The sequence below is a fragment of the Furfurilactobacillus rossiae genome (assembly GCF_013394005.1).
Classification (GTDB): Bacteria; Bacillota; Bacilli; order Lactobacillales; family Lactobacillaceae; genus Furfurilactobacillus; species Furfurilactobacillus rossiae.
On the sequence record NZ_CP040586.1, the window covers coordinates 2253667 to 2277473 of the forward strand.

Sequence of the window (23807 nt, forward strand, 5' to 3'; positions counted from 1 at the left end):
TTATACTTTTTGCCGCCATTATACACGCAAACAACAAGAGTCAATGCCATCATCAACTCATAATCACCGAGTAACGACAACTTTTCCCATCATGTGACCTGATTCTACTAACGTATGAGCCTGACGTAATGTTGCTGCATCAAATGGTGATAACTGTTTGGTCAACGTGCTTTTCAACGTCCCATCATCAAACATTTTTGCGGCTCGTTCTAAAATATCATGTTGTGTTTGCATATCTGCGGTGTGGAAAAATGATTTTGTGTACATCCACTCCCATGCAAAGTGGCCCCGTTTTTGAGTCAGGCGTTTGAGATCCACTGGCCGATGATTTTCAGTAATTGAGGCAATCCAGCCGCTAGGTTCAATCAGTTCAGCCATTTCACTCCAATGAGCGTCCAGATTATTCAGTTCCAAAATATAATCTACGTAGTGATATCCCAAATTGCGCACTTGCTTAACCAGATCTTCACGGTGATTAACTGTTTCGTCCGCGCCGTGAGCTAGCGTCCAGTCAATTGTTTCTGGCCTCGAAGCGGTCGCAATCACGTGCAAACCGGCCCAATGTGCGAGTTGGGTCGCAATGGACCCAACCCCACCGGCACCATTGATAATCAATAAATTGCGCTTCGCATTGTTTTCTTTGTCATCCGGGTCAATTGGCAATTGTTCAAACAGTGCTTCCCACGCAGCCAGCGTCGTTAACGGCATTGCCGCTGCTTCTGCATCACCTAAATGCTGTGGTGCGTGACCAACAATGCGTTCGTCCACGAGCTGGTAATCACTATCGCTACCCGCCCGTTTAAACGAACCTGCGTAATAAACCCGGTCACCGACATTAAACAACTGTACCTGTCCACCTACGGCAACGACCTCGCCAACTGCATCCCAGCCAATTACACGGGGCTGACTCAAGTGGCCACGACCGCCACGACGCACGCCAATGTCTACTGGATTAACCGAGACCGCGCTAACATGAACTAATAAATCGTGACCCTTGGCAACAGGAACTGCTTCTGTAAAGTCTTGTAAGCTGTGCTCATCTGTAATTGGCAAATGATCAGTAAAACCGATCGCATTCATTGTTTTAGCCATTTTGATAACTCCCTCTCCCTATGACAACTGCTCTAACAACAACTCCATTCTAATATCGACAAAAAACGCTACAATCGTGAAATTTTAATCACCTAGTTACAAATTTTTCACTAGTAACCCCAGTTGACGATGATTTGTTGTTAATTTTAACGTGACTGCTGTATTCTGACACTAATACATACTTTAGTGATAGGAATTTATCGACTTGGAGGTAGTTATGGTACGTCACACTTACGATTGTCAGGATGGCTGTCCAGTTGAAAGCACGCTACAGATTATTTCGGGTAAATGGAAAAGTGTTATTTTATTTCACCTTATCAAAAACGGCACCGAACGCTTTGGGGACCTGCAGCGTCAAATGAAAGACTGCTCTCATCGAATGCTGGCACTGCAATTAAAAGAACTTGAAAACGATGGCGTACTGGTTAAAACCATCTACCCCGTCATGCCACCCAAGACCGAATATCGGCTAACTTCATTCGGTGAAACCCTCGTTCCTGTAATTATCGCCATGGAAAAATGGGGTCGCTACTATAACGCCACCCATCATGAGGAAGAGTCGTCACAGGCTTAGGCTTAGGTTTAGTTTTAATTTATAGAAATCACGTAAAAATGCCACTAACTAAAGTGGCATTTTTGCATATCATCACCTTAACGGGATTTGAGCAAACACATCATTCATCTTTGTCGGCGTAAAATTAAGTATTTTATAATCTGCAATACCTTGCCTAAAGAATGGATCCTCATGGTAAATGTTTTCTAAATCTTTCAAATCGGCTACATTAGCTAAAATGACGCCACCATTGCGTGGATCTTTTCGTCCTGAAAAAATAAAATTCCCCAGTTTATAATTACGATCCAAATACTGATTATGTAAAGGTAAAGCTGCTTCAACAACACTTATTGGCTTCTTATAAGTCAATTCCATAAAAAACATGACCATCATCTCCTGTTATACTTTTAATAATTCAAACAATGATTTTCACATAACATGTTATGTGAGCTTAATAAGTATTGTCCAGAGGTAGGTTAATGTCAATGGAAAAAACAAACAAGCGCGAAAAACAAAAAGCCGCTACGAAGATTGCATTGTTCAAGGCAGCTACGGCTTTAATTAAGAAAAATGGTTTCGATAAAGCTTCAGTTCGCGATATTGCGAATGCAGCTGACGTCACAACAGGGGCATTCTATGTCCATTTCCGATCTAAGGAAGACATCGTATCACAGGTCTTTTATGAGAATCTAAACGACTATATCATGCATAGCATTAGTAGCCTCGACCAGGAACGCATTGATCCTGCAGATCATTTAATCGCAATCTTAATTGCGGAATTTAAATTTGCTAATACTATTGGCGTCGAGTTAACGACACTAGCCTACATCACTAATTTCACGGCCAACATGACTATTCCAGGCAGCCATTTTGAAAAAAGACGGTTTGTTACATCAATTCAACAGGATATTGAGCAACTAGAAGGACAGAAAAGATTGTTAATCCAACCGGCAAATGAAGTGCTGTTTGATCTATCTTCAATGATTCGTGGCATTATGGCCACATGGTGTTTTGCAAACGGTGATTTTGATATCGTCGACCATGGCACAATAACTATCAATCGTCTGATTAAAACACTAATTCGAAAATAACACCTGATTTTTAGTCAGTTCTCCTAGATTACGGTGAACATTGCAAAAATAAGGCAAGACACTAACTCTCACAGTGTCTTGCCTTATTTTATAGTTGATAGTTAAAAGCACTAAAATATCCGGAAACACAATTATTAAATGGATCTTGCGACTACATCAGCTGCAGGGCGTCAACAGTGATACCGAGCCGTGAAAGTAACGTTAATTCGGTGGTTCTCCGAATTTAGGTTACGGACGGTCGAAAAACCTCGCGGGCTTCACGAGGCTTTTCGGCGAGGTGAAAGACTCCGAACTTTGGAGGCTCGAACCGGTCCCACGGTGAGCGTGTCACTGTTGACAACCGGAAGCTTTAGCCAACGATTATTCATACTGAAACCTCCCAAAAATTTGTTTACTGGGCAGCCTCACTTGCGTCAGCTTCGTATTCCTGAATAACGTTAAGGAATGCATCCCCGTACTTATCCAGTTTGTTCTGACCAACACCCTTAATTGACAACATATCCAACGTGCCTTGCGGTAATTCTTCACAAAAGGCTTGCAATGTTTTGTCTGAAAAGATGACATATGGTGGCACATGCTGTTGTTCGGCAAAATTCAAACGTAGTTGACGTAACGATTCGAACAAACCGTCGTCCACTGACACCGTTCGTTTGGCCTTCACTGCGCCACGACGAAGGACTTTTGCCTTCCCCTTCAAGACACTGCCACCCATTTCACTCACATGTAGCGTTGGATACTCACCACCAACTTGTTGCAGATAGCCGCTGCTGGTCAGGAAGTCAATTAAATCTGTAACTTCCTTCTGTGACCGCCCTTTCATCAATCCATAAGTCGACAATTGGTCAAAGTGTTCATCACGAATTCGTTTGACATGCGAACCAGTCAATACTTGCGCAATCAGTGACTTGCCATAACGTTGCCGCATTCGCAAAACACAGGATAAGACCTTTTGGGCGTCGACTGTCACGTTGACCTGATCCCGTTCATCCAAACAATTACCACAGTGACCACACGCCGGTGAAGATTCACCAAAATACTTCAAAATAAATTGTTGCAAACAGCCCTCGGTATTCGCATACTTGGACATTTCCTGTAGTTTCAAATATTCGCGCGTCTTAAATGCTGGTTCCATCTCCGACTGATCGATGAAAAAGTGCTGAATCTGTAAATCTGACGGTTGGTACATCAAAATTGCTTCGCTGGGCAGGCCATCACGACCTGCACGGCCAGCTTCTTGGTAATAGGCTTCAAGATTGCCGGGAACTTGATAATGAATGACGAAGCGCACATTACTTTTATCAATCCCCATCCCAAATGCGTTTGTCGCAACCATTACCTGAACGCGATCGTACAAAAAGTCTTCCTGATTCTTATTTCGCACATCTTCGCTGAGACCGGCGTGATACATTTCAGCCTTAATGCCCTTTTTCTGCAATAATCCCGTTAAGCGTTCAACTTCTTTACGGGTGCTTGCATAAATGATCCCAGCCGCGTTGGCGTTTACCTTAAGGTACTCTAATAAAAAGGCTTCTTTATTCTGGTTTTTAACGACCTGAAAAGACAAATTGTCCCGCGCAAATCCAGTACTGACCTCATTAGCAGGATCAATATTGAGTCGTTGCATAATATCACTAGCAACCTTGCTCGTCGCCGTCGCAGTCAATGCCACTACTACCGGATGAGATGGAAATTGGTGCACCGTCTTCATCAAGTTCAGATAACTGGGCCGAAAATCGTGCCCCCACTGCGAAATACAATGAGCCTCGTCAATCGCCAGTTGAGAGATGTTTAAGTCACTCAGCTCGCTCAAAAAACGTTCATCATCCAACCGTTCGGGCGCCAAATAAATCAGTTTGACCTGATCCATTGCGGCCTGTTGCAAACGATGTTCAATCTCTTGGTAATCCAATGTACTGTTGATAAATGTGGCGGCAATCCCATTTTCAGATAATGCGTCAACCTGATCTTTCATCAGTGAAATCAAGGGCGACACCACCACCGTCAAACCTGGTAGCATTAAGGCCGGAATCTGATAACACAAAGACTTTCCGCCACCCGTTGGCATAACAGCAAGGACGTTTTCGTGATTCATAATTTTATTAATGATTTCATCTTGGCCTGGACGAAAACTATCATAGCCAAATTTGTCCTTTAGTACTTTAAGTGCTGTTTCAGTCATGTGCTCCTCATTTCTTAGTGACTGGGTAACCTGCTGCCTGCCAAGCAAGGGTGCCGCCGTTGACGTTAACACCAGTAATGCCATGTTGTTTCATTTGTTCAATGGCTAGCGATGACCGCCGTCCCGAGCGGCAAATCACCGTGTACGTTGATGTATTCGATAGGTTTGATAACCACTGTTCAATCGTACTTAATGGCAGGTTCGTTGTTTGTTCAACGTGGCCTTCCGCATATTCATCAGGTTCTCGAACATCGATTAAGTGTTCAACATTCGGTAACATTTCGTGCAACGTTTGAACCGTTATTTCAATCATATTTATCCTCTTGTAATGGCAATTTTAACCATTAGTGCGTTATCAATTATACAGGCTTAGTCGCAAACTACAATAACATACGCGTTTTACCGCTGGAAGTAACGTCGCAGATACTAAAAAAGGTGACAATCCACAATCGGATTCTCACCTCTCTTAATAAGCTATTACAGATTATCCCCTGGTTCAAACGTAACCGGTGACAACTCCAATGCCTCTTTAACCAAATGATCCATTAACGTCTTTGTTCGTTTGGTAATTTCAGCAGCAGTGACGTCGTTTTGTTTCGTAAGGTAGCGTGTTGTGTCACTTTGCGATGACGCCTCGGCATCCGCCGCAATCACGCGCGAACGAGCGTAAGCCTGGCAAGCGTCACGGTACTCGTTAACCTCAACAATAAAGTCGTGGTAGTGTGGTTCAACTAACACACCGAGCGATTTGTATAACCAGTAAGCGTTATCCAGTGAAACGGCCTCAGTGGTGTTCTTGTAGTTGGCCGGCGTGTCATTGATGTTCGTAAAGAATGGCACGTATGGACTGTACGCAAAGAAGCCCATCGCCATCCATTCCACAGCAGCATGCGCGGCGTCGACGTTTGGCCGAATCTGTAAGATGTGTGAAATCTGGTTACGATCCAATGCGATTGAACGGAATGTTTTCTTTTGAGCAGGTGTGCCATCGCCAAACGGATCAAACGGTGTTTCCTGATAGTGAGACGTGAGGAAATACTCAACGTCTTCCACCGCTAGTTTGCGGTTAGCATGTTGAATAAACGGAATCTGTTGACTGGTGGGTTCTTGTTCCAAATCCGGTGTAAATAATTTTTCACCATACCAAGCGCGCGGTGTATTGTAATGTGCGTCACTTTCAGTGTGGGTTCCAAAAATCTCACGGAAATTAAACGTGTCTGGTGTTGGGTTCAACTGATTATCGGTCACAAACTCCTGTAAGTCTTTAGCCCACATAAAGTTGTCAGTGTCATTGAAATCAATTGTTTGAATGTTGATTTGGTTTGGTGCAACGGCATAAGCATCGTCTGGCAAACGAACGGCTGCCCAGTGATGACCACCAGCCGTTTCCATGTACCACACTTCATCCTTATCAGAAAAAGCGATCCCGTTACTTTCACCGGTCCCGTAATCTTCGATGAAATCGCCGAGACGTTGAACCCCTTCACGCGCAGAATTGATGTATGGCAACACTAATGTCACCATCGCTTCTTCATCAACACCGTCGTGAACCAAAGGATCGAAACCAAGCACCCGTGGATTAGTAAACGTGGTTTCAGTGGCACTCATCGCCACGTTTTTTTCGTTAATTCCAGCCTCTTCATACAAACCTTCATCTGTTGGCACACTGGGCTCAGCCGTATACCGTAATGCGTCAGCTGGCAAGTCAATTTTAACCCCAGTAGTAACGGATGTGTACGTGTCCGGTTGACCGTGACGAGCCGCATGAACGATGAACTTCTTGGGTCCGATGGCACCATAGCCGTCTTCGTTCCGTGCAATGATTGTCGAGCCGTCCATGGTTGCTTTCTTACCAACTAAAATGGCCGTGCATGAAGAATGATTCGTTTTCATCAAAAAGCCTTCTTTATTTATATTGTAATTCCAGTGTATAAGTCTGATGGATAAATTCCTAGTCCTTGGCGGCAATTAAAAGTGTTGTGTGTACATTCGCGTTTCGATGATTTCACCACATAATGGTTGTAATTGTTCCCGCTCACTAACTTGCGCTTCAAACGTCATGTCCTCAACATAAACAGTTTTGTTAAGCTGCTTCGATAATGCTAATGGCAGCTCTCTGCCACCAATTTTGCACCGTAAATACGTTGCATTAGTATCCAATTTGAACCCGTTGTGTTGATAAAAACGGTTAGCCGGCACATCCTCTTGCGTCCACAGTTCGCAGTAATGAATATCTTGATCCAGCAGTCGTTTGCGCATTGCTTGCCATAAGTCCTTGGCAACACCTTGTCGACGATATTCCGGCAAAACCGCCAAATTCCAAATCATTGCCCCGGATTCTTGTTTGTCCGTCATGCTCTGACTGTTTAATTCCGCATCAATCAGGCCCACAATTTTATTTTCTTGAACAACTATTAATTCAACACTTGGTCGCGCAAACGTTTGCCGGTGCTGTTGGACGTCTTGGAAATAACTGGAATCCATGAAGGATAATACACGGCATTGAAGCCACGACTGCTCGTCTGTAGAATGGTAATCGCGAATTTGCATGAGAAAATCCTTTTTAAATCGTATTTTGGAACTGAAAACTAGATGACCAATTTAATCTCGTCCATTGTGATTGGCCGACTGTTGCTGCAATTTAGTCAGCTTGGCTTTGTTGTTTACTTTTATATAGTCGAAACGCGTTCACACCCCCACGCGCCTGTGCATAACCAAAATGAGGCACAGCACAAGCAAAGTTCGCTTGCACTGTGCCTCATTTCCGTTATTGCTCGGCTCGCAACCAGGGGTGTTCACGCTCTTTAAATTACCAAATGTGCACTCTCTTGTCCGGTGCCAACCACATACCGTCGCCTTCCTTGACATCGAAAGCGGTGTAGAAGTCATCCAGGTTCTGTGCCTGAACATTGGCACGCAACTTATGTGGCGCGTGGACGTCGATGCTCAACAACATTTGTTCATATTCTTGGCTGGCCTTCATGCACCAAACCTTAGCCCAGTTGGTGAAGAATTCCTTGCCAGAGAAACTGTCATCTTCCTTAGCCGCTTCCAACGCACAGCTCAGGCCACCTTGGTCCGCAACGTTTTCAGAAACAACCAATTTACCGTTAACTTTTTGACCTGCAAAATCAAGACCGTTAAATTCGTCGATCATCGCTTGCGTCAAGCCTTGGAAGTGCTTCAAATCGGCTTCGGTCCACCAATTGTGCATGTTCCCGTACTCGTCGAATTGAGCACCATTATTGTCAAAGGCATGTGAAATTTCATGTGCCATAACAGCACCGATCCCACCAAAGTTTTCCGAACTCGTTTGCTTCAAGCTGTAGAATGGCGCTTGCAGGATGGCGGCTGGGAACACGATGATGTTGTTCGATGGGTCGTAATAGGCGTTAACCATTGCTGGATCCATGTAGTTCCACATAGTCCGGTCAACTGGCTTATCGATGTCATCAAAGTTAGCCTGAGCCGCAATCTTTGCAAAGTTCAATGCATTGCTGAATAAGGAGCCACCGTCTGCTTCAGTCTTGACCACAAACTGTGCAAACACTGGATCGATTTTATCAGGAAAACCAACGTTTGGAATCAACGTATTCAGCTTCAAAATAGCCTTGTCACGCGTATCTTTGCTCAACCAGTCGTTGCTAGCCAAACGGTTTTTATAGACGTCAATCATCCGGTGAACCATGTCCATGACATCATTCTTCGCCTTAGTACCGAAATACTTACGAGCGTAATAATCACCAACGACCATGTTGAATTGACTGTAGGCTAAGCGGTAAGCACCCTTTTGTTTGTCAGGTGCTTCCTTAGTTCCCGTCAGCGCACGGTTGTATTCACCGGCAATTACCCGAGCATCGTTGGTTAAGTAGCCAGCCCAGTTGCGGACCACCTTAACTAAGTACCAGCTCTTTACTTCATCAAAATTATCAGCTGTTACAAGACTGTCAAACGCTTCATAGAACTTAGGATCAGCAACGATAACGCGGTTAACCCGGTTATCAAGTGCTTCATCCACGTAAGCCTTTAAGTCCAGCACAGAACTGTGTTTGCCAAACTCTGATAAGTCTTGTGGGTTATACAGCTTTGGATAATCAGCCTTTTCTTCGCTACTCTTTTCGTGTTTAGCGAATTTTGCATCCAAAGCAACGGCCTGATCCAACGTTGTTTTGATCTCGTTATCACTAAAACCGGTAGCCTTGAACAGTTTTGTCATCATTCCACGGAACGCTGCCGTCAATTTAGGCGCAGCTTCATTGCCCTCCGCATAATAGGTTGTATCTGGCAGGATCAAACTTGGTGCGTCAACGTTTACAACACGATGTTTGGTATCCTTCATGTCAGGTTCAACGTCGATTGGAATTAAGGCGCCACTTCCCTGCTTAATGAAAGTCACTAACTGCTTTTGTAAGTCTTCAAAACTAGTTAAATCCTGAACCTGTTTTACCAGTGGCTTTAATGGCTCGAAACCAGCCTTGTCACGGGCTGCATAATCACTGGCTTGATGATAGAAAGCGATGAAGTTAGCCAGTAAAACGTTGTTTGGTTCAACTTTGCCATCCAACATGTCGCCAAAGTCATTCATCAATGTCTTTTCAATGTTTTCAACTAAGTCCGCAAAACCACCAGTAGTGGGTTTGTCAGCTGGAATTTTGGCCGTCTTTAGCCAGTCACCGTTAACGCCTAAATACAAATCATCTTTAACATCTGCAGTACCCTCGTCTGAGCTTGTGGCACCGCCGACTAATGCTGCAATGTGATTATTAACTGTCATATATACTGCCTCGTTTTCAAATCTATTTTTATTATCGTTCAAACACCAATACTATCTCACCGTTGCCAACGTAAAATCAACAACGACGGCCTACCAAATGTGAACTCGTTTTTCGGGTGCCAACCACATCCCGTCACCCTCGTGAACATCAAACGTGGTGTAGAAATCGTCGATATTTTGAGCCTGAACGTTGGCACGTAGTTTGGATGGTGCGTGAACGTCAGTGGCCATAACCCAGTGTAAAAATTCCGTACTAGACTTTTCTCGCCAAATTTTTGCCCAATTTTCAAAGAAATCTTTTGATGAAAAATCACTTTCTTGCTTAGCTGCCTCTAAAGCACAACTCAATCCACCGCCGTCTGCAACATTTTCTGTAACAGTCAACTTACCATTAACTGTTTTACCCACAAATTCAATGCCGTCGAATTCTTGTGCCATTGATTGAGTTAAGTCTTTAAACCGTTTTAAATCGGCCTCAGTCCACCAATTATTTAAATTGCCATGCTCATCAAAGCTTGCGCCGTTATTATCAAATGCGTGAGAAATTTCATGCGCCATCACAGCCCCGATGCCGGCGTAATTTTCGGAACTTGTCTGTTTCAAACTGTAAAATGGCGCTTGTAATATTGCTGCTGGAAAGAAAATACTGTTTTTCATTGGCGTGTAAAATGCATTTACTTCAGCTGGATTAATATCTTCCCATTCTGACCGATCAACGTTGCTTCCAATCAAGTCAAATTGATGTTGATTTTCAATTTCCGAGAATCGCAACTCATTGCTGAAAAAGGAACCGCCCTCGGCAGCCGTTTGAACAACAAATTTTGTATAAATTGGACTGATTTGATTCGGAAAACCAACATTCGGTACCAAAGAATCAAGTTTTAAAATAGCTTTTTCTCGAGTTTCTTCTCCAAGCCATTTATTTTTTGAAAGCCGATCCTTGTATACATTGATCATTCGATGAACCATCTTTAGTACATCTGCTTTCGCAGCTGATCCAAAATACTTTCGTCCGTAGTAATCTCCGACTACCATCGAAAAACGTTTATACGCTTTTCTAAACGCTGCCTTCTCAGCTGTCGGGGCTTCTTCCTGACCATAAAGAGCACGCTTATATGTACCACCAACCACTCTCGACTGATCTGAAAGATAGCCGCTCCAATTGTATAAAGCACTTACTAACAACCAACTTTTGATTTCATCGAAACTATCTTCCGTGACAATTTCATCTAACGCATTATAATATTGCGGATCGATATCAATAATCTTCACCGACTGATTGCCAATTGCCGTTTTCACAAACTTTTTTAAATCTAAGATTTGACTATGTGTGCCAAATGTTTCAAAATTCTCTGGATTATAATAACTTGGTACATCAGCCTTTTGCTCACTAGTTTTACTGTGCTGAGCAATTTTCTTATCAAAGGAAATCGCCTGATCAAGAATTGACTCAACCCTTTGGTCCTCAAAATCGGCTAATTTAAATAAGCTTGTCATCGTTTGTCGAAGCACCGACAGTAACTTTTTACCATCTTTATTTTCTGCCTTGTAATAGTCGACATCTGGCAAAAATGTATCAGGCGCGCCAACTGCTAAAACATAATGTTTCGTATCTTTCATATCAGGGATTGTTCCCATTGGACAAGGAATGTTAATATTCCTTTTACTCAAAGTGAATAAATCATTCTGTAAATCTTTAAAATCTGACAAACTCTCGATTTCTTTCAGCAAGGGCTTAATTGGCTTCATTCCGTCAGCATCACGGTGTTTTAAGTCATTCGCCAATTGGTAGTATTTGACGAAGTTTGCTAATAACACATTATCTGGCTCAACTTTTCCGTCCACCATTGCTTCAAAGTCATGCATTAGTGTCTTTTCAACACCAATATCCAAATCTGTGAATCCGCCGGCTGTCGATCTATCAGCTGGTATTTTTGCTGTCTTCAGCCATTCTCCATTAACACTTAGGTATAGATCGTCCTTAACTGACGCAGTACCTTCAGTTGCACTGCTGGCCCCACCAACTAAAGCCGCGTTCAAATTATGTTTTAAACTCATAAAACATCTCCAATTCTTTCTCTAACATTAGAAAATGGTTAAAACTCTCATTTAGTATAGCAATTCTCTCACCTAAACAAAAGGGATTCAGGAAACTCAGCTGTAAATGTTTGTAATCTTTGTTTATTGTCGCTACACTGCTGTTATTGAAATTATTTCAGTTACAATTTAAGGAGGATTCTTATGAGTTCTGTATTTCTAGTTGGTGCACACGGTCATATTGGTCAACAGATTGTTGCTGACTTAGCTGATAAAGGTGTCACAGTCTTTGCTGGCATTCGTGACCTTGCACAGGCTGACGTATTCCCAGACAGTCCGTTTGTCCACCCAACTGAGTTTGACCTCAACGCTCTACCAGATAAAATGGCTGACCAGTTTAAGGCCACTGGCGCGGACACCATCGTCTTCTCCGCAGGTTCAGGCGGCAAGACTGGTGACGATCAAACCTTAATTGTTGACCTAGACGGTGCCGTTAAAACCATGGAAGGCGCTGAACAGGCTGGCATCAAACGTTATATCATGGTCAGCTCCATCTTCAGCAATCACCGTGAAGCGTGGGACGCAAGTGGCATCAAGCCTTACATGATTGCCAAACGTTACGCGGACGAAATGCTGAAACAAACTAGTCTCGACTACACCATCATTCGCCCTGGATATTTAACTAATGACGCCGGTACTGGTGAAATCACCATTAACCCAGCTGACGAAAAAGGCGTTAAGATTCCGCGCGCCGACGTCGCCGCAACCATTACTGAGTTGATCGATGCACCTGATACAATTCGCCAATCCTACACGATTGGCTCCGGTGACACACCGATTGACCAAGCATTCTAAAAACATTCACATGAGATAACAAAACGACGCGTTGACCCCTTATTAGAGTTGGCGCGTCGTTTTGTGGCTACTGCACCATACGTTCAAGCAAGATATTTTTTAACCGCTTGACGTCGACTGTTGGCAACATCTTGATAGCCTAATTCTTCGAACATCGAAATTCGGTGTTCGATTTTTTGTTTATTTTGACCGATATCTGTTCCCGCACGAATGGCGATTAATTCCAGGAAGATTTCTGCATCAATCTGAAACGACAGACTGTGCGCGGCTTTTCCGTAAAACAAGGACTGGGTCGCATACTGCTTCGATAACCGGTCATCCCCATGATCAAGCGCAATTTCCATTAGATTGTGAAAGAACAGCGCCACTTTAATCTTAAAATCGTGGAAGTGAACACGGCGTCCCTTCGTTACAAACTGATGGGCCAACATTTTGGCAACGTCATATTGGGCCAGAAAAATTGAGTTTGCCAGCAACCGAATTTCGTATTCGTGCCAATTTTGACATCCGAGTAAGTAATCAAAAATTGGTTGATAATCGTTTAAATTCACTGTCTGTGGGTGCAGTTCGAAGTTAACCAGCCCCAGCATATTTAATCGCTTCATACGTAAACGCAGATCGGACTTAGCCACATCATCCGTAAACACCTCGGTGAGGTAACGTTCCAACTCAGGCAACTTCTGTTCCGTCGATAAATGATTCGTGTGCTGAATGTAGGCCCTTCCTAGTTCGTCGGAAACGGCGCCAATCTCCGTTTGAAACTCGGTCAACGTGATATTTAAGCGCCGAAGTAGGCGCAACATTGTATCGTATGCTGGGTAATAATCACCATGTTCCAATTCAGATAGATGAGAACGTGACATAATACCTTTTGCCGCTTCTCTTTGGGTCAGATTCTTATCGATACGTAACTGACGAAGCACTTCACCGACTGTCATTGCGTGGCCTCCTTCATCCCTAACTAACACTTCAAATTATACGCAATGTCGAAATCAGAGACAAAAAATCTTCAATTTCTTCCCGCCGGCTACACTGAGAATTATTAATTCAAGGAGGCGAACGGAAATCATGAAGTCTTTAATTCAAACGGAAACAAGCACTCAGACGCATCATTTTAGTTGGCCGTTGTTAAGCAGTGCCATCATTTCTAAGCTCGGCAGTATTCTTTATACATTTGCGCTAAATTGGTATCTAATCAAGCTCACCGGCAACGCGAGTGCCCTCGGCACAATCAACGCTGTCGCTGGGGTAGCAATGGTGGCAGGAAACCTTTTTTCCGGTCCTGTCGTCGATCGACACAATCGCCAGCGTTTATTGATCTGCTCAGACTTGCTCTCGGCGGTGGCCTGCATCACGGTTGCCCTGTTTATCAATACTCAACGACCACAAATTGTCCTTCTCACTGTCATGTCGGGCATTTTGGCCTTCGTTTTCGCATTTAATTCGCCATCCGTTAAGGCCATCACCCCAGAAATTATTGATAAAGATCACCTACCGCGGTTTAACGCGACCACAAACAGTACGTCTTACTTAATTAAACTCGTTGGGCCAGCCTTAGGCGGTCTGCTAATCGGTTTTAGTTTCATGAACCTCCGCGCCTTTATGTGGCTAAATGGTTGGTCATTTGTGTTCGCGGCAGTACTGGATGCAACATTGAGATACCGGTTTGCCCCAAATCACGAAAAACAAAATTTCATTAACAGTTTGATCACCGGTTTCACCTACCTTAGGCAAACGCCGGCATTGCTGGATATCATAATTATCTGTGCATGGGTCAACTTCTTCTATGCCGGCCTAGATATTCTCCTGCCTTACCTGATTCATCATGTCTATCAACTACCTGCGATCAATTACAGCTGGCTTTTATTTGCCCAGGCGGCCGGTGGTATTTTATGCGGTTTGTGGGTCGGTAAACGAAATCGTGAAGCTAACTTGCGGCAAATGTTTGCCGACCTCGTTGGTGGCAGTGCGATTCTCGGACTTGCTGGATTTTGGACCAATTATTGGTTCCTGTTAGTGATCACATTTGTCTGTGAATTCATCATGGCCCGGTTCAACATCAATTTTTTTGCTTTTGTTCAAACGCATACTAACCGTGAATTTCTTGGTCGTGTTTTCAGCGCTGTCTTTTTAACCGTTTCATGTTTAGCACCACTTGGGAGTTTTCTCTTCGGTCGGATTATTAATCAAATCGGTAATTTCACTTTTTTACTTATCAGTTTAAGCACGATTGTTACGGCACTCATAACGCACTTATTTTTTAGAGAGAAGGAAACAAAATGAATGAAAATTATATACAAGGTTTACGTCAAATCATCGGCCATCAGCCACTTATCCTAGTCTTTGCTGGTGGCATCCTCAGAAATACTGACGGGCCCATCTTATTGCAGCAACGATCAGACTCACAGTTGTGGGGTTTCCCCGGCGGCATGCTTCAGTACGGCGAGTCGACTCGCCACGCTGTCATTCGGGAAATTCAAGAAGAAACGGGGCTCCTAACTAAAGTAACGCGACTGTTAGGCACCACTTCCGATTTCATTGCTCACTATCCCAATGGTGACGTTGCGCAAACAGTTGGCATCATTTTCGAAATGCAGCTAGTATCCGGTCAGCTTAATGCAGACAACGATGAGACCAGCTCATTACGTTGGTTTTCGCTAAAAGATCATCCCCAATTGTTCAACAATCAAGCTAAAATGATTTGGAAACATCTTCAACAATCCGACATTCCGTTTTATGATTAACCTGATTGGTCGACCCATTAAATTTTCCACATTAATTGAACGAAACAGGAGTGTTCGACATGGCAAATTATATTAAAGAGATTCGCTCGCTTACCGGTCATCGCCCATTAATTTTGAATTCTTCAACTGGGTGTTTACTAAACGATCAACAACAAATTTTACTCCAAGAACGCGCAGATACTGGTGGCTGGTGTCTACCAGGCGGTTACTTGGAATTCGGCGAGTCATACAAGGAAGCAATGGTGCGTGAATTTAAAGAAGACACTGGGCTATCGGTTACAGTGAACCAAACACTCGGTGTCTTCGATAAATATTTCTATACCTACCCTAACGGCGATGAAACGCAAATCATTTCTACTTTGTTTGTTGTTAAAGAGGCTGGTGGTCGCCTGTTGGATCAGGTAACCAACGAAACTACCGCGGTGCGCTTCTTCGATTTGGATAGCGCACCAGCATTGTTTTTCAAGCAAAGTCAGGACATGCTCGACTGCCTAAAACAGTGGGTTGCCAAACAATAATTAGCCTTTGTTAGCTTTAAGTACATCGAAATCAGCATTCAGTAAGGTTCGCAACGCTTGCTCCCCATCAGCACCCAACAATTCAATATACTGATCATTCAAAGTCGACCACATTTGCTTCAAGTCCGTTTGCAAATTCAGGCCGGCTTTCTGCTAGCCGCAATAATCATATCAATGACGGCACTCAAAGGCGTCGTAACAGGATCAATCGTTTTAGCAGCCACTCGTTGTGCATATGTCGTAATCGTGACAAAACCCATGGTCAAAATAACATCAGGATCCATCTCACGCAGTTCGCCGTCTTCAACACCCTGCTTTAGCTCTTTGAAGATCTGGTTAAAGTTTAGTTCGGCGTCTTCCTTTGATAGATCTAACGTTGCGAGCACAGGCGACGCATTAAATTGTTGAATAAGTGCCATGTCATCAGGATCTTCGATAGCAAACTGATAAAGTGCCCGCGCAAACAGCGTTAGGTTTTCAATAGCACTGCCCTTTGGTGAATAATGCGTCATTAAATAATCACCAATGAGCTGTTTACGACTTAAAAAGGTTTGCTTGACGATATCTGCCTTGTCCTTAAAGTAGATATAAATATTAGATTGCGAAATGCCTGCCGCTTTCGCTACTTTGGTTAGGGTCACGCCGCTAATACCCTCTGAAATAATCATTTTTGTTGTCACGTCAAGGATATGTTGCCGACGATTTTCATCTTTTTCTCTCATGTTGCCACTATAAAAGAATTTAGATTCCTGGTCAAGATAAAAAGTCTTTTTAAACAAATGATTGACAAAGAATAAAAATTCTCTTATATTAAAACACGTTCAATTGAATCCAGTTACTCATTTATTTTTTTGTTCAATAAAAGAATTTATATTCCTTAAAGGAGATTATTAACATGACTAAACCCGTTGTGATCATTACTGGTGCATCCTCAGGAATGGGTGAATCGGCGGCCAAACAATTTTCTGAAGCTGGTTATAACGTTTACGCCGGCGCTCGCCGCATTGAAAAAATGGCGCACTTGTCCAAATTAGGTATCCACACCCTTCGTTTGGACGTCACTGATCCCCAATCTAACCAGGCCTTTGTCGATCAGGTACTAAAAGACGCTGGCCGGATTGACATCCTAATTAATAACGCTGGCTATGGCTCTTTTGGCGCGCTGGAAGACGTCTCCCCCGAAGAAGCCAAGCAACAATTCGATGTGAATGTTTTTGGGGCCATGAACCTAACCCAACTGGTATTGCCAACGATGCGGGCTCAACATTCTGGCCGGATCATCAACAACTCCTCCATTGTTGGTCAAATTTATGCACCACTTGGCGGCTGGTACTTTGCTTCCAAACACGCTTTTGAGGCACTCAGTGATTCACTTCGTTTGGAGGTCAAACAGTTCGGCATCGACGTTGTCATCACTGAACCCGGCGGTACCAATACTAACTGGCTAAAAATTTCCGCGGACCACCTCATCGCGGCTACACCTGCCAACTCAGCGTATCGCAAGATGGTCGATGCTTTTACCAGTGCAACACCATCTGGTCTAGAAACGGCAGATCAAATCGGCGCTTTAATGCTCAAGGTTGCTCAAATCAAGCATCCTAAAACGCGTTATCAAGCCACAATGCACGACAAGTGGATGGTCATTGCCGCTCGCAAACTTTCCTACCGAATGTTTGACCGCATGGTAAGTGGCGGTCTATAAAACAGGTCTCAAAATGTTGATATTAAAAGATTTATAACTTAATCAAGGCACCATAAAACCCTAACGAAAACGGCACGGAAACCTCATCAAAATTGAGCCATAAAAAAGAGCAGTCGTCTCATCTTTTGGTAAGGTGACGATTGCTCATTTGTCGTTTCCACCACCGCTTTTGCGGATCGGCAGGAGATGTCATTGCCATGATGCTCTCTTAACATTGCAGTTATATCATGTCCGCTAAAAGTTTAGACCCAAAAGCCCATTTACAGTGAAACGGGACGGCCACATATCGTGACTGCCCCGTTTTTTACTCGCTTTATATTTTATAATTTATAAGTCCAAATTATCATGATTTTTCCTCCGCAACCGCAATGTACGCGTCGAATGAATTTAATACCGATTCTCCATCGTAAACGTGACCAAGTTTGCATTAGCCGCATTACGAAAACCAACTGCGGTATAAAACCCAACAGTCTTCGGCTCGTTTTCAGTCAACAAATGAACCTGACCGATATTCTTCAGTCGCTTCATCGCTGTCATCATCAACTGTCGGCCGATCCCCTGTCGTTGGTATTCGGGCAGTATCAAAATATCTTGAATAAAGGCAATCGACACCTCATCAGTCACATAGCGTAGCAACCCCACGAGCTTTTCGTTATCAAACGCCGCAATGTTGACTGAATGCGCAATCGCAGTCATCAATGCTTGCGGGTTTTGCGTATAAGCAATCCATCCGTTCGCTTTGTACAATGTTACAACAGCCTGTTTGTCCATCGTCGAAACGGTTTTAATATTAATCATTTAATTGTCCTCCACTTTGCTTAACATCTCAGCAAAGTGCAGTCTTACGTTTGTCACACCCCATAGATGGTAACCTCCAGATTTCATTTTGATTTCATTATCGGGCAATCATTTTATGCATGTCCACTAATTTAATGGGTCATGTAATGCTAGTAATGTCGCTAATCCCATACGTAGCGCCGTTTGTCGAGCCGAACGGCCCCAATCACGTTTATCATAGGCATCTGTGTGCGCTAAAGAATCAGCCGTAAAGAAAAACTGACCAAAATCGACACCGCGAAACTGGGCGCAAGCGGCCAACGCAGCACATTCCATTTCCACCGTTTGGTAACCTGCGGCGCGATATTGATCAACCAACTTTTCAGTTTCCCGGAAATAACCGTCTGTCGTCCATGTGTTCACGCGGGTAATCGTCTCATGGTGCTGACTGATAGTTGTCTCAATCGCCTGCCGCATTACCGGATTCAATGTTACCGTCGTTTCTGCCGGCAGATAATGGTAGGAAGTACCTTCATCGCGCAACGCATTCATCGGCAACAAGAAGGCGCCCTCAGCGTGATCGGTCAGCACACCACAGCTGCCCATACTGATAATTTGTTTAACACCGTGCCCAATCAAATAATCCAAAATCTGCGTCGCAGCGGGAGCTCCAAGTGGCGCCTGCATCACTGTCAACAGTTGACCCTCAACCTCAATGCGTAAAATCGGAAATTCTCTGGTAATACAGCTAAACGTCCCCACCTCAACCGCATGATATGGTTATAAAAACGTTACCAAGTCTGCGGTTTCGACAAATGCAAATAGACACTTCGTTTCCGCAATGATTTCGGGGTCTTCATGCGGATCGGTGACGCCCACCTGGTTTGTGTCAAAGTTAAATAATGGTGATTCTGTCATCCGTCCTCATCCCCTCATCAAATTTCAATGTTAAGATTACACTTAACTTGATTATTCGTCTACCCCCGTTGCAACCTTTTGATTGCAAGTTTGCAAACGGTCAGTAAACTAAAGACAGAGTGTAGAAATTCAGCAAGCACTCGCCAATCGGAGATTTGAAGAGAGACGGAGGTACGACATGGATTATCGAATTGCGGTGTTATCAGACAGTCATGGCAATGCATCAGCTTTGCGCGCTGCCCTCAGCGACGCGAAAAAGCATGGTGTCGATGAAGTATGGTCACTGGGTGATATTGCGCTTGGCGGCGCGACATCAGCGGAATGCTATGACTTATTGGAACAAGTTGGCGCCACCCAATACCTCATGGGCAACTGGGAAAGTGACTACAACTTTATCATGGGCAAACCGAAAAAAGGTGTGAACTTTGACGATCCCACTGATGTTTACTTCACCATTTTGGCCCAGTATGAGCACGCTCGTTACACACCTCAACGAGAAGCCCAATTAAGAAACCTGCCCATGACCGGCCGAAAAGTTATTGATAATCTTGTTTTCACGATGTCACATAATCTTCCGACTAAGAATCATGGTCACTCGCTATTTCCTACTGAGACCCAAACAAACTTCGACGTTCTCACCGAAAATAACCACGACGCGGATGTGGCCCTTTACGCGCACACGCATACACCCGTTTGGCGATATACATCAAATGGCCAGATGGTGTTGAATCCCGGTTCCATCGGTCAAATCTGGTTTACCCGCGATAAACTGTTAGCTAATCGTGCCGCCAGTTACCTATTGCTCACAATTTCAGAAAAAGGCATTGAAGATGTTGATTTCCGTCGCGTCCCGTATGACATGGACGGCGAACTGCAACGTGCTAAAGACCTACATTTTCCATATATCGATTTATATCAGAAACTGATGTTCACCGGACATGCCTCAACTCATGATGCCGCTACCTTAACTAAGGTCAACGCGAAACATCATTATCGTGAACAAGCCATCGATTTTCTAAACAGTTTACCGATTCCTGAAAGACAGAACAATGCTGATGATATGCCAGGTAAAGGTGACCATTAAACAGATTTAAAACTTTTTTTGATGAAAGGCGGCCACAATTATGAACGATGAAGAACTAATTCAACTTGGCTTATCCGGCAAAGCACCGTTAAAAGTAATTCTGGGCGGTTGGACCGAATCGAACACAGATGGTCAAAAGGTCGGCGTGGTCGGTTTGCTTTATGTCACAACAGACGTTCAACAAGCTCAACAGCAGCTCACTCGCCTTCGCAAACAGAAACCGGATCATTACTATATGGTTTACAGTGTGCCCTATGATACTGATTTATCGACCCTATCCCACTGGCCAACGCTCGAAATTGATCCAGAAGATCTCACTTAGATTGGGCTACAGAGTGCGTTTCATAATCAGATCCCGCTGGACGGAGGAACCAAGTTGGAATACATGGTCGCCGACTGGTTGGAACCCGATTTTATGATAGAACTTGCGAGCCGCGTCATTGTGTTCCCAAACGCCCAGCCAGATTGCCCTTTTGTGCAAGTCTTCCGCATTGGCAATCGCTTGATTGAATAGTTGCGTGCCCAATCCTTTGCGCTTGAACGACGGCAAAATGTAAATCCGCTGTATTTCTAACGCATCCGACCCCATCTTCTCCGTTTGTGCCTCGCCAACATTTAATTTGAGATAACCCGCAACTGCCTGATTCACTTTAATAAAGTAGAACCACGATTCCGGATTATTGATTTCTGTCAACAATTGATCAACTGAGTAAGCGCGGTCAAGATAGTCTTGTAAATCGGTCGTGCTGTTTTCAGAGCCAAATGTATCTTGAAACGTTGCACAACTGACCTCACGTAGCGTTGTTACGTCTTGTGGTGTGACTGCTGTTATTTGTACTGTCATAAATCCTCCATGATTGTTAATAATCTCGTGGGACGCCTGCTTTTACTGACTTCCAGTCTTCGTTAACGTTAATGGTCATCCGTTCTAAAAAGGCCGCCAACTGTTGTGCTTCTTCTCTTGAAAATCCTTGCAGCGCCTTGTCAGTCGAATACGCATTTTCACGTTTGAGTCGTGGATAAATGGCCGTTCCTTTGGCCGTTGGGTAAAGCTCATAGTTTTTAAGGTTCGTTTCGCTGTGTTGACGTGTAATAAAACCGTTATTAACCAGCTTTTTTATCGCCTGTGACACCGTCGTGCGATCCACCATTACGAGTTCCGCCAACCTCCCCTGAATGATGCCGGGATTTTCGCAGATTCTCACAAGATACAAATACTGGCCTTTGGTAAGGTCGATGTTCTGGAAATCAATATTAGAGATCGCATCTAATGCACGTGAAATTTTACCGATTGAACGTAATACATCTTCCATATTTCTCTCCTGTTGACTAGTTTGTTATAAAGATTATACAGTATTTTGTTGTGATTAAAACAAAATACTGTATATTATTTCTTTTTTGCTGCCTTATAATAAAAAATATGGTGGACAGACACATCCAGATTGGAGCAATTAAATGTCACTATCAGAATCAACACAACAGTTAATCACTCATTTTTGCCAAACATACTGTCCTAATGAGACTGAAATTGTCCTAACCGGATCAACTGCCCGTGGTGAAATGAGTGCAAACAGCGACGTTGACCTGCTTGTGTTTAACCAAAATCACGACGAAACACAAATTGATGTCCTGTTTCAAAATCGCCTTTTTCAAGTTAGCTACCTCAAGAAAGTCGACTCATCGCTATCAATCCAATCACCAGATGAAGCATTTGATAACCGCTACTGGCTCGAAAATGTCATTGTTTGCGATAAAAATCTTCGTCTCAACAATTATCAAGAATCGGTTAACAAACGAATTAATCAATTTACCAAGAACGATTATTCGCATGCATTTATAAATACCGACCGTCGCTTACTCAATGTTTTAGCACAGCAACCTGCAAGGTCTTTTTCGGCGTATCAAACCGAATTATGGTTAGTTGGGCAATTAAATATGCAGTTTGCATTCATTAATGGCCATAAACTAGGTAACCAGGCCGTCTTTGACACAGCCACGCATAATCCTGTACTGAATCAGTTAAACCAACTGCTTGGCGCTACTGCCGAAAGATGTTCTAGCCAGCCAATAATCGACGATTTTCAAACGTTACAACACGCTTGCGAGCCAAGATTGGTACAACCATACAACACCAAGACTCAGTTAACACTGTTAGCTGGAAAATTACATCGTTATGAAATCCAGCAAAATTACGCACTGATGCGTTACACGATGTGTGGCGAGATTTTATTTCTCTTTTTTGATTGCTTAAAAGAAGGTCAAACGCTCGATGTCTTTTTAAATCAATTTTCTCAACCAAATTTAACGCTGCTCAATCGAAATCATTTTCAAGCACCTACCAGTGAGCAACTACAAACTTTTAGCAAAGAATACGCTGCAGCACTCACATCACTTCTTTAACAATCTTCCAAAGCAAACAACCGGTCAGTTAGCTCAAATATTCGAGCCAACTGACCAGTTGTTTTATGCACTTTAATTAGTTGAATCAGTCAATGCATGCGGCTTACCCTCTACCTTAAAAGTATCGATAACACTGGCTCGCTCACGCATGCGTGAATCAAACGCCTTTAGCTGTAGCAAAGTTTCAAAACTGTAATTCAATCTGTGAAGCCAGTTTGTCATCACAAATAAATATGGGTCGACTAACGAAAAGTCATTCCCCATTAGCCATTGTCGACCATCCTCAAAGGTGGTTTCGACAAACTGTAATCGTGGTAAGACACGTTGCCAAACCAACGCTTTACTTTCTGCCGTATTCGGTAGCCAATTTCCAGTACGAAACGGGGAAATAAAGTTTTTATGCAATTCAATGGCAAGATAATTCAGCCACTGTCGTTGTTGCCAGTATTGCTTCGAATCATAGTCCGCAATTAGCCGGTGCTCGTGACTAGCAAGATACTCCAAAATAACGGCACATTCTGTTAATCGAGTTCCATCATTCAACTCTAAAACAGGTACATACGATTTCGGGTTAACATCGTTATAATCACCTTTTGACCACGTTTTTTGATCCAAATTAACGCGTCTTAATTCAAAATCCAGCTTCAATTCTCGTAATAAAATATGTGGCGCCATGGAACTTGCTCCAGCAGCATAGAATAATTGCATCATCATTCGCCCTTTCTGTTTCAATTAGTTCGATAATTATCGAACTAATATCCAAAAAATAAAAACGGTAACTACGAAACATCAAAAAAGTGCGGTAAATATTGTTCAAATGTCGTTTCGTTAATGGACAACATCTTTGTTTGTCCAACTTTGCGTGTATTAGTCAAACCGGCCTTTCGTAATGCCTTAAAATGGTAAGACACCGTTGATTTAGCAAGGTTCAGTTGTTCACCAACCTCACCACACGTCATCTCATGACCGTTTTCATGAAGAATCCGGAGAATGCTAATGCGGTGAGGGTCACTCAGCACTTTGAAGATTGTTGCTAGTTTGTCGTCAATTGCTTGTTGTTCGATATTCATAGAACAAAGATAC

At 43.4% G+C, this 23807-nt stretch carries 27 protein-coding genes; 10 read left to right on the forward strand and 17 right to left on the reverse strand.

Features of this window, described 5'->3' with window-relative positions; genetic code table 11:
* Window positions 1-63: 63 nt before the first annotated feature.
* Window positions 64-1080 (reverse strand): zinc-binding alcohol dehydrogenase family protein, encoded by a 1017-nt coding sequence (locus tag LROSL1_RS10890; RefSeq protein WP_178914958.1) that lies wholly within the window; start codon window positions 1078-1080, stop codon window positions 64-66.
* Between the two features lie 229 nt (window positions 1081-1309).
* On the opposite strand from LROSL1_RS10890, the gene LROSL1_RS10895 reads away from it, so the two are divergent.
* The gene (locus LROSL1_RS10895) at window positions 1310-1666 is read left to right on the forward strand and encodes a winged helix-turn-helix transcriptional regulator (protein ID WP_178914573.1); all 357 of its coding nucleotides are present in this window, start codon (window positions 1310-1312) and stop codon (window positions 1664-1666) included.
* Between the two features lie 72 nt (window positions 1667-1738).
* Here LROSL1_RS10895 and LROSL1_RS10900 read toward each other — a convergent pair whose 3' ends face one another.
* Complete coding sequence (locus tag LROSL1_RS10900; protein WP_178914574.1) at window positions 1739-2029, reverse strand: YciI family protein; 291 nt, start codon at window positions 2027-2029, stop codon at window positions 1739-1741.
* Between the two features lie 95 nt (window positions 2030-2124).
* On the opposite strand from LROSL1_RS10900, the gene LROSL1_RS10905 reads away from it, so the two are divergent.
* The gene (locus tag LROSL1_RS10905) at window positions 2125-2736 is read left to right on the forward strand and encodes a TetR/AcrR family transcriptional regulator (protein WP_178914575.1); all 612 of its coding nucleotides are present in this window, start codon (window positions 2125-2127) and stop codon (window positions 2734-2736) included.
* 391 nt (window positions 2737-3127) lie between these two features.
* Here the strand turns inward: LROSL1_RS10905 and recQ are convergent, their stop codons facing one another.
* The 6 genes from recQ to LROSL1_RS10935 form a co-directional block, all read right to left on the reverse strand.
* Window positions 3128-4915, reverse strand: coding sequence for a DNA helicase RecQ (gene recQ / locus LROSL1_RS10910; protein WP_178914576.1), 1788 nt, complete (start codon window positions 4913-4915; stop codon window positions 3128-3130).
* A 7-nt stretch (window positions 4916-4922) separates the two neighbouring features.
* Window positions 4923-5228, reverse strand: a complete 306-nt coding sequence (locus LROSL1_RS10915) for a rhodanese-like domain-containing protein (RefSeq protein ID WP_017260453.1) — start codon at window positions 5226-5228, stop codon at window positions 4923-4925.
* A 164-nt stretch (window positions 5229-5392) separates the two neighbouring features.
* Entirely contained in the window at window positions 5393-6808 is a 1416-nt protein-coding gene (locus tag LROSL1_RS10920; protein WP_178914577.1) for a C69 family dipeptidase, read from the reverse strand.
* Between the two features lie 75 nt (window positions 6809-6883).
* Complete coding sequence (locus LROSL1_RS10925) at window positions 6884-7465, reverse strand: GNAT family N-acetyltransferase (RefSeq protein ID WP_178914578.1); 582 nt, start codon at window positions 7463-7465, stop codon at window positions 6884-6886.
* Window positions 7466-7724: 259 nt separating this feature from the next.
* On the reverse strand, window positions 7725-9689 hold the full coding sequence (locus tag LROSL1_RS10930; RefSeq protein WP_225440525.1) for a M13 family metallopeptidase: 1965 nt from the start codon (window positions 9687-9689) through the stop codon (window positions 7725-7727).
* A gap of 90 nt (window positions 9690-9779) precedes the next feature.
* The gene (locus tag LROSL1_RS10935; protein WP_178914579.1) at window positions 9780-11747 is read right to left on the reverse strand and encodes a M13-type metalloendopeptidase; all 1968 of its coding nucleotides are present in this window, start codon (window positions 11745-11747) and stop codon (window positions 9780-9782) included.
* A gap of 183 nt (window positions 11748-11930) precedes the next feature.
* Here LROSL1_RS10935 and LROSL1_RS10940 point away from each other — a divergent pair, with 183 nt between their 5' ends.
* Entirely contained in the window at window positions 11931-12581 is a 651-nt protein-coding gene (locus LROSL1_RS10940) for an SDR family oxidoreductase (RefSeq protein ID WP_178914580.1), read from the forward strand.
* An 83-nt stretch (window positions 12582-12664) separates the two neighbouring features.
* Here LROSL1_RS10940 and LROSL1_RS10945 read toward each other — a convergent pair whose 3' ends face one another.
* Complete coding sequence (locus LROSL1_RS10945; protein WP_178914581.1) at window positions 12665-13519, reverse strand: helix-turn-helix domain-containing protein; 855 nt, start codon at window positions 13517-13519, stop codon at window positions 12665-12667.
* A gap of 130 nt (window positions 13520-13649) precedes the next feature.
* On the opposite strand from LROSL1_RS10945, the gene LROSL1_RS10950 reads away from it, so the two are divergent.
* From LROSL1_RS10950 to LROSL1_RS10960, 3 genes are read left to right on the forward strand one after another with little or no spacing between them, the layout of a single operon-like run.
* On the forward strand, window positions 13650-14864 hold the full coding sequence (locus LROSL1_RS10950) for an MFS transporter (RefSeq protein ID WP_178914582.1): 1215 nt from the start codon (window positions 13650-13652) through the stop codon (window positions 14862-14864).
* A complete protein-coding gene (locus LROSL1_RS10955; protein ID WP_017260445.1) occupies window positions 14861-15325 on the forward strand; it encodes an NUDIX hydrolase in 465 nt (154 codons plus the stop codon). Before LROSL1_RS10950 ends, LROSL1_RS10955 begins: the two co-directional genes overlap by 4 nt.
* A gap of 59 nt (window positions 15326-15384) precedes the next feature.
* Window positions 15385-15843: an NUDIX hydrolase gene (locus LROSL1_RS10960; RefSeq protein WP_017260444.1), complete on the forward strand. Its 459-nt coding sequence runs from the start codon at window positions 15385-15387 to the stop codon at window positions 15841-15843.
* 137 nt (window positions 15844-15980) lie between these two features.
* On the opposite strand, the gene LROSL1_RS10965 is transcribed toward LROSL1_RS10960, so the two are convergent.
* Window positions 15981-16565 carry a TetR/AcrR family transcriptional regulator gene (locus LROSL1_RS10965; protein WP_178914583.1) on the reverse strand — a complete coding sequence of 195 codons (585 nt, stop codon included), beginning with the start codon at window positions 16563-16565 and terminating at the stop codon, window positions 15981-15983.
* A gap of 173 nt (window positions 16566-16738) precedes the next feature.
* Here LROSL1_RS10965 and LROSL1_RS10970 point away from each other — a divergent pair, with 173 nt between their 5' ends.
* Window positions 16739-17545 (forward strand): oxidoreductase, encoded by an 807-nt coding sequence (locus tag LROSL1_RS10970; protein WP_178914584.1) that lies wholly within the window; start codon window positions 16739-16741, stop codon window positions 17543-17545.
* A gap of 387 nt (window positions 17546-17932) precedes the next feature.
* Here the strand turns inward: LROSL1_RS10970 and LROSL1_RS10975 are convergent, their stop codons facing one another.
* The 3 genes from LROSL1_RS10975 to LROSL1_RS10985 all read right to left on the reverse strand — a co-directional run bounded on the left by LROSL1_RS10975 (window position 17933) and on the right by LROSL1_RS10985 (window position 19240).
* Window positions 17933-18343 (reverse strand): GNAT family N-acetyltransferase, encoded by a 411-nt coding sequence (locus LROSL1_RS10975; RefSeq protein WP_178914585.1) that lies wholly within the window; start codon window positions 18341-18343, stop codon window positions 17933-17935.
* Window positions 18344-18469: 126 nt separating this feature from the next.
* Entirely contained in the window at window positions 18470-19084 is a 615-nt protein-coding gene (locus tag LROSL1_RS10980; protein WP_178914586.1) for a nucleoside phosphorylase, read from the reverse strand.
* An 18-nt stretch (window positions 19085-19102) separates the two neighbouring features.
* A complete protein-coding gene (locus tag LROSL1_RS10985) occupies window positions 19103-19240 on the reverse strand; it encodes a hypothetical protein (protein ID WP_178914587.1) in 138 nt (45 codons plus the stop codon).
* Between the two features lie 178 nt (window positions 19241-19418).
* Between LROSL1_RS10985 and LROSL1_RS10990 the strand changes: the two genes are divergently transcribed.
* Both LROSL1_RS10990 and LROSL1_RS10995 read left to right on the forward strand, forming a co-directional pair.
* Window positions 19419-20324, forward strand: a complete 906-nt coding sequence (locus LROSL1_RS10990; RefSeq protein WP_178914588.1) for a metallophosphoesterase family protein — start codon at window positions 19419-19421, stop codon at window positions 20322-20324.
* Between the two features lie 40 nt (window positions 20325-20364).
* Window positions 20365-20646 (forward strand): hypothetical protein, encoded by a 282-nt coding sequence (locus tag LROSL1_RS10995; RefSeq protein WP_017260437.1) that lies wholly within the window; start codon window positions 20365-20367, stop codon window positions 20644-20646.
* A 6-nt stretch (window positions 20647-20652) separates the two neighbouring features.
* Here LROSL1_RS10995 and LROSL1_RS11000 read toward each other — a convergent pair whose 3' ends face one another.
* Window positions 20653-21168 (reverse strand): GNAT family N-acetyltransferase, encoded by a 516-nt coding sequence (locus LROSL1_RS11000; RefSeq protein WP_178914589.1) that lies wholly within the window; start codon window positions 21166-21168, stop codon window positions 20653-20655.
* 16 nt (window positions 21169-21184) lie between these two features.
* Entirely contained in the window at window positions 21185-21637 is a 453-nt protein-coding gene (locus LROSL1_RS11005; protein ID WP_178914590.1) for a MarR family winged helix-turn-helix transcriptional regulator, read from the reverse strand.
* A 142-nt stretch (window positions 21638-21779) separates the two neighbouring features.
* Here LROSL1_RS11005 and LROSL1_RS11010 point away from each other — a divergent pair, with 142 nt between their 5' ends.
* Window positions 21780-22724, forward strand: coding sequence for a nucleotidyltransferase domain-containing protein (locus LROSL1_RS11010; RefSeq protein WP_178914591.1), 945 nt, complete (start codon window positions 21780-21782; stop codon window positions 22722-22724).
* Window positions 22725-22796: 72 nt separating this feature from the next.
* On the opposite strand, the gene LROSL1_RS11015 is transcribed toward LROSL1_RS11010, so the two are convergent.
* On the reverse strand, window positions 22797-23435 hold the full coding sequence (locus LROSL1_RS11015) for a glutathione S-transferase N-terminal domain-containing protein (protein ID WP_178914960.1): 639 nt from the start codon (window positions 23433-23435) through the stop codon (window positions 22797-22799).
* 68 nt (window positions 23436-23503) lie between these two features.
* Window positions 23504-23794: an ArsR/SmtB family transcription factor gene (locus tag LROSL1_RS11020; protein ID WP_017260432.1), complete on the reverse strand. Its 291-nt coding sequence runs from the start codon at window positions 23792-23794 to the stop codon at window positions 23504-23506.
* Window positions 23795-23807: the final 13 nt, after the last annotated feature.

Coding starts and splice junctions, on each gene's coding strand:
- LROSL1_RS10890 (WP_178914958.1), bottom strand. CDS start 1,080: ATGAATGCGATCGGTTTTACTGATCATTTGCCAATTACAGATGAGCAC.
- LROSL1_RS10895 (WP_178914573.1), top strand. CDS start 1,310: ATGGTACGTCACACTTACGATTGTCAGGATGGCTGTCCAGTTGAAAGC.
- LROSL1_RS10900 (WP_178914574.1), bottom strand. CDS start 2,029: ATGTTTTTTATGGAATTGACTTATAAGAAGCCAATAAGTGTTGTTGAA.
- LROSL1_RS10905 (WP_178914575.1), top strand. CDS start 2,125: ATGTCAATGGAAAAAACAAACAAGCGCGAAAAACAAAAAGCCGCTACG.
- recQ (WP_178914576.1), bottom strand. CDS start 4,915: ATGACTGAAACAGCACTTAAAGTACTAAAGGACAAATTTGGCTATGAT.
- LROSL1_RS10915 (WP_017260453.1), bottom strand. CDS start 5,228: ATGATTGAAATAACGGTTCAAACGTTGCACGAAATGTTACCGAATGTT.
- LROSL1_RS10920 (WP_178914577.1), bottom strand. CDS start 6,808: ATGAAAACGAATCATTCTTCATGCACGGCCATTTTAGTTGGTAAGAAA.
- LROSL1_RS10925 (WP_178914578.1), bottom strand. CDS start 7,465: ATGCAAATTCGCGATTACCATTCTACAGACGAGCAGTCGTGGCTTCAA.
- LROSL1_RS10930 (WP_225440525.1), bottom strand. CDS start 9,689: ATGACAGTTAATAATCACATTGCAGCATTAGTCGGCGGTGCCACAAGC.
- LROSL1_RS10935 (WP_178914579.1), bottom strand. CDS start 11,747: ATGAGTTTAAAACATAATTTGAACGCGGCTTTAGTTGGTGGGGCCAGC.
- LROSL1_RS10940 (WP_178914580.1), top strand. CDS start 11,931: ATGAGTTCTGTATTTCTAGTTGGTGCACACGGTCATATTGGTCAACAG.
- LROSL1_RS10945 (WP_178914581.1), bottom strand. CDS start 13,519: ATGACAGTCGGTGAAGTGCTTCGTCAGTTACGTATCGATAAGAATCTG.
- LROSL1_RS10950 (WP_178914582.1), top strand. CDS start 13,650: ATGAAGTCTTTAATTCAAACGGAAACAAGCACTCAGACGCATCATTTT.
- LROSL1_RS10955 (WP_017260445.1), top strand. CDS start 14,861: ATGAATGAAAATTATATACAAGGTTTACGTCAAATCATCGGCCATCAG.
- LROSL1_RS10960 (WP_017260444.1), top strand. CDS start 15,385: ATGGCAAATTATATTAAAGAGATTCGCTCGCTTACCGGTCATCGCCCA.
- LROSL1_RS10965 (WP_178914583.1), bottom strand. CDS start 16,565: ATGAGAGAAAAAGATGAAAATCGTCGGCAACATATCCTTGACGTGACA.
- LROSL1_RS10970 (WP_178914584.1), top strand. CDS start 16,739: ATGACTAAACCCGTTGTGATCATTACTGGTGCATCCTCAGGAATGGGT.
- LROSL1_RS10975 (WP_178914585.1), bottom strand. CDS start 18,343: ATGATTAATATTAAAACCGTTTCGACGATGGACAAACAGGCTGTTGTA.
- LROSL1_RS10985 (WP_178914587.1), bottom strand. CDS start 19,240: ATGACAGAATCACCATTATTTAACTTTGACACAAACCAGGTGGGCGTC.
- LROSL1_RS10990 (WP_178914588.1), top strand. CDS start 19,419: ATGGATTATCGAATTGCGGTGTTATCAGACAGTCATGGCAATGCATCA.
- LROSL1_RS10995 (WP_017260437.1), top strand. CDS start 20,365: ATGAACGATGAAGAACTAATTCAACTTGGCTTATCCGGCAAAGCACCG.
- LROSL1_RS11000 (WP_178914589.1), bottom strand. CDS start 21,168: ATGACAGTACAAATAACAGCAGTCACACCACAAGACGTAACAACGCTA.
- LROSL1_RS11005 (WP_178914590.1), bottom strand. CDS start 21,637: ATGGAAGATGTATTACGTTCAATCGGTAAAATTTCACGTGCATTAGAT.
- LROSL1_RS11010 (WP_178914591.1), top strand. CDS start 21,780: ATGTCACTATCAGAATCAACACAACAGTTAATCACTCATTTTTGCCAA.
- LROSL1_RS11015 (WP_178914960.1), bottom strand. CDS start 23,435: ATGATGCAATTATTCTATGCTGCTGGAGCAAGTTCCATGGCGCCACAT.
- LROSL1_RS11020 (WP_017260432.1), bottom strand. CDS start 23,794: ATGAATATCGAACAACAAGCAATTGACGACAAACTAGCAACAATCTTC.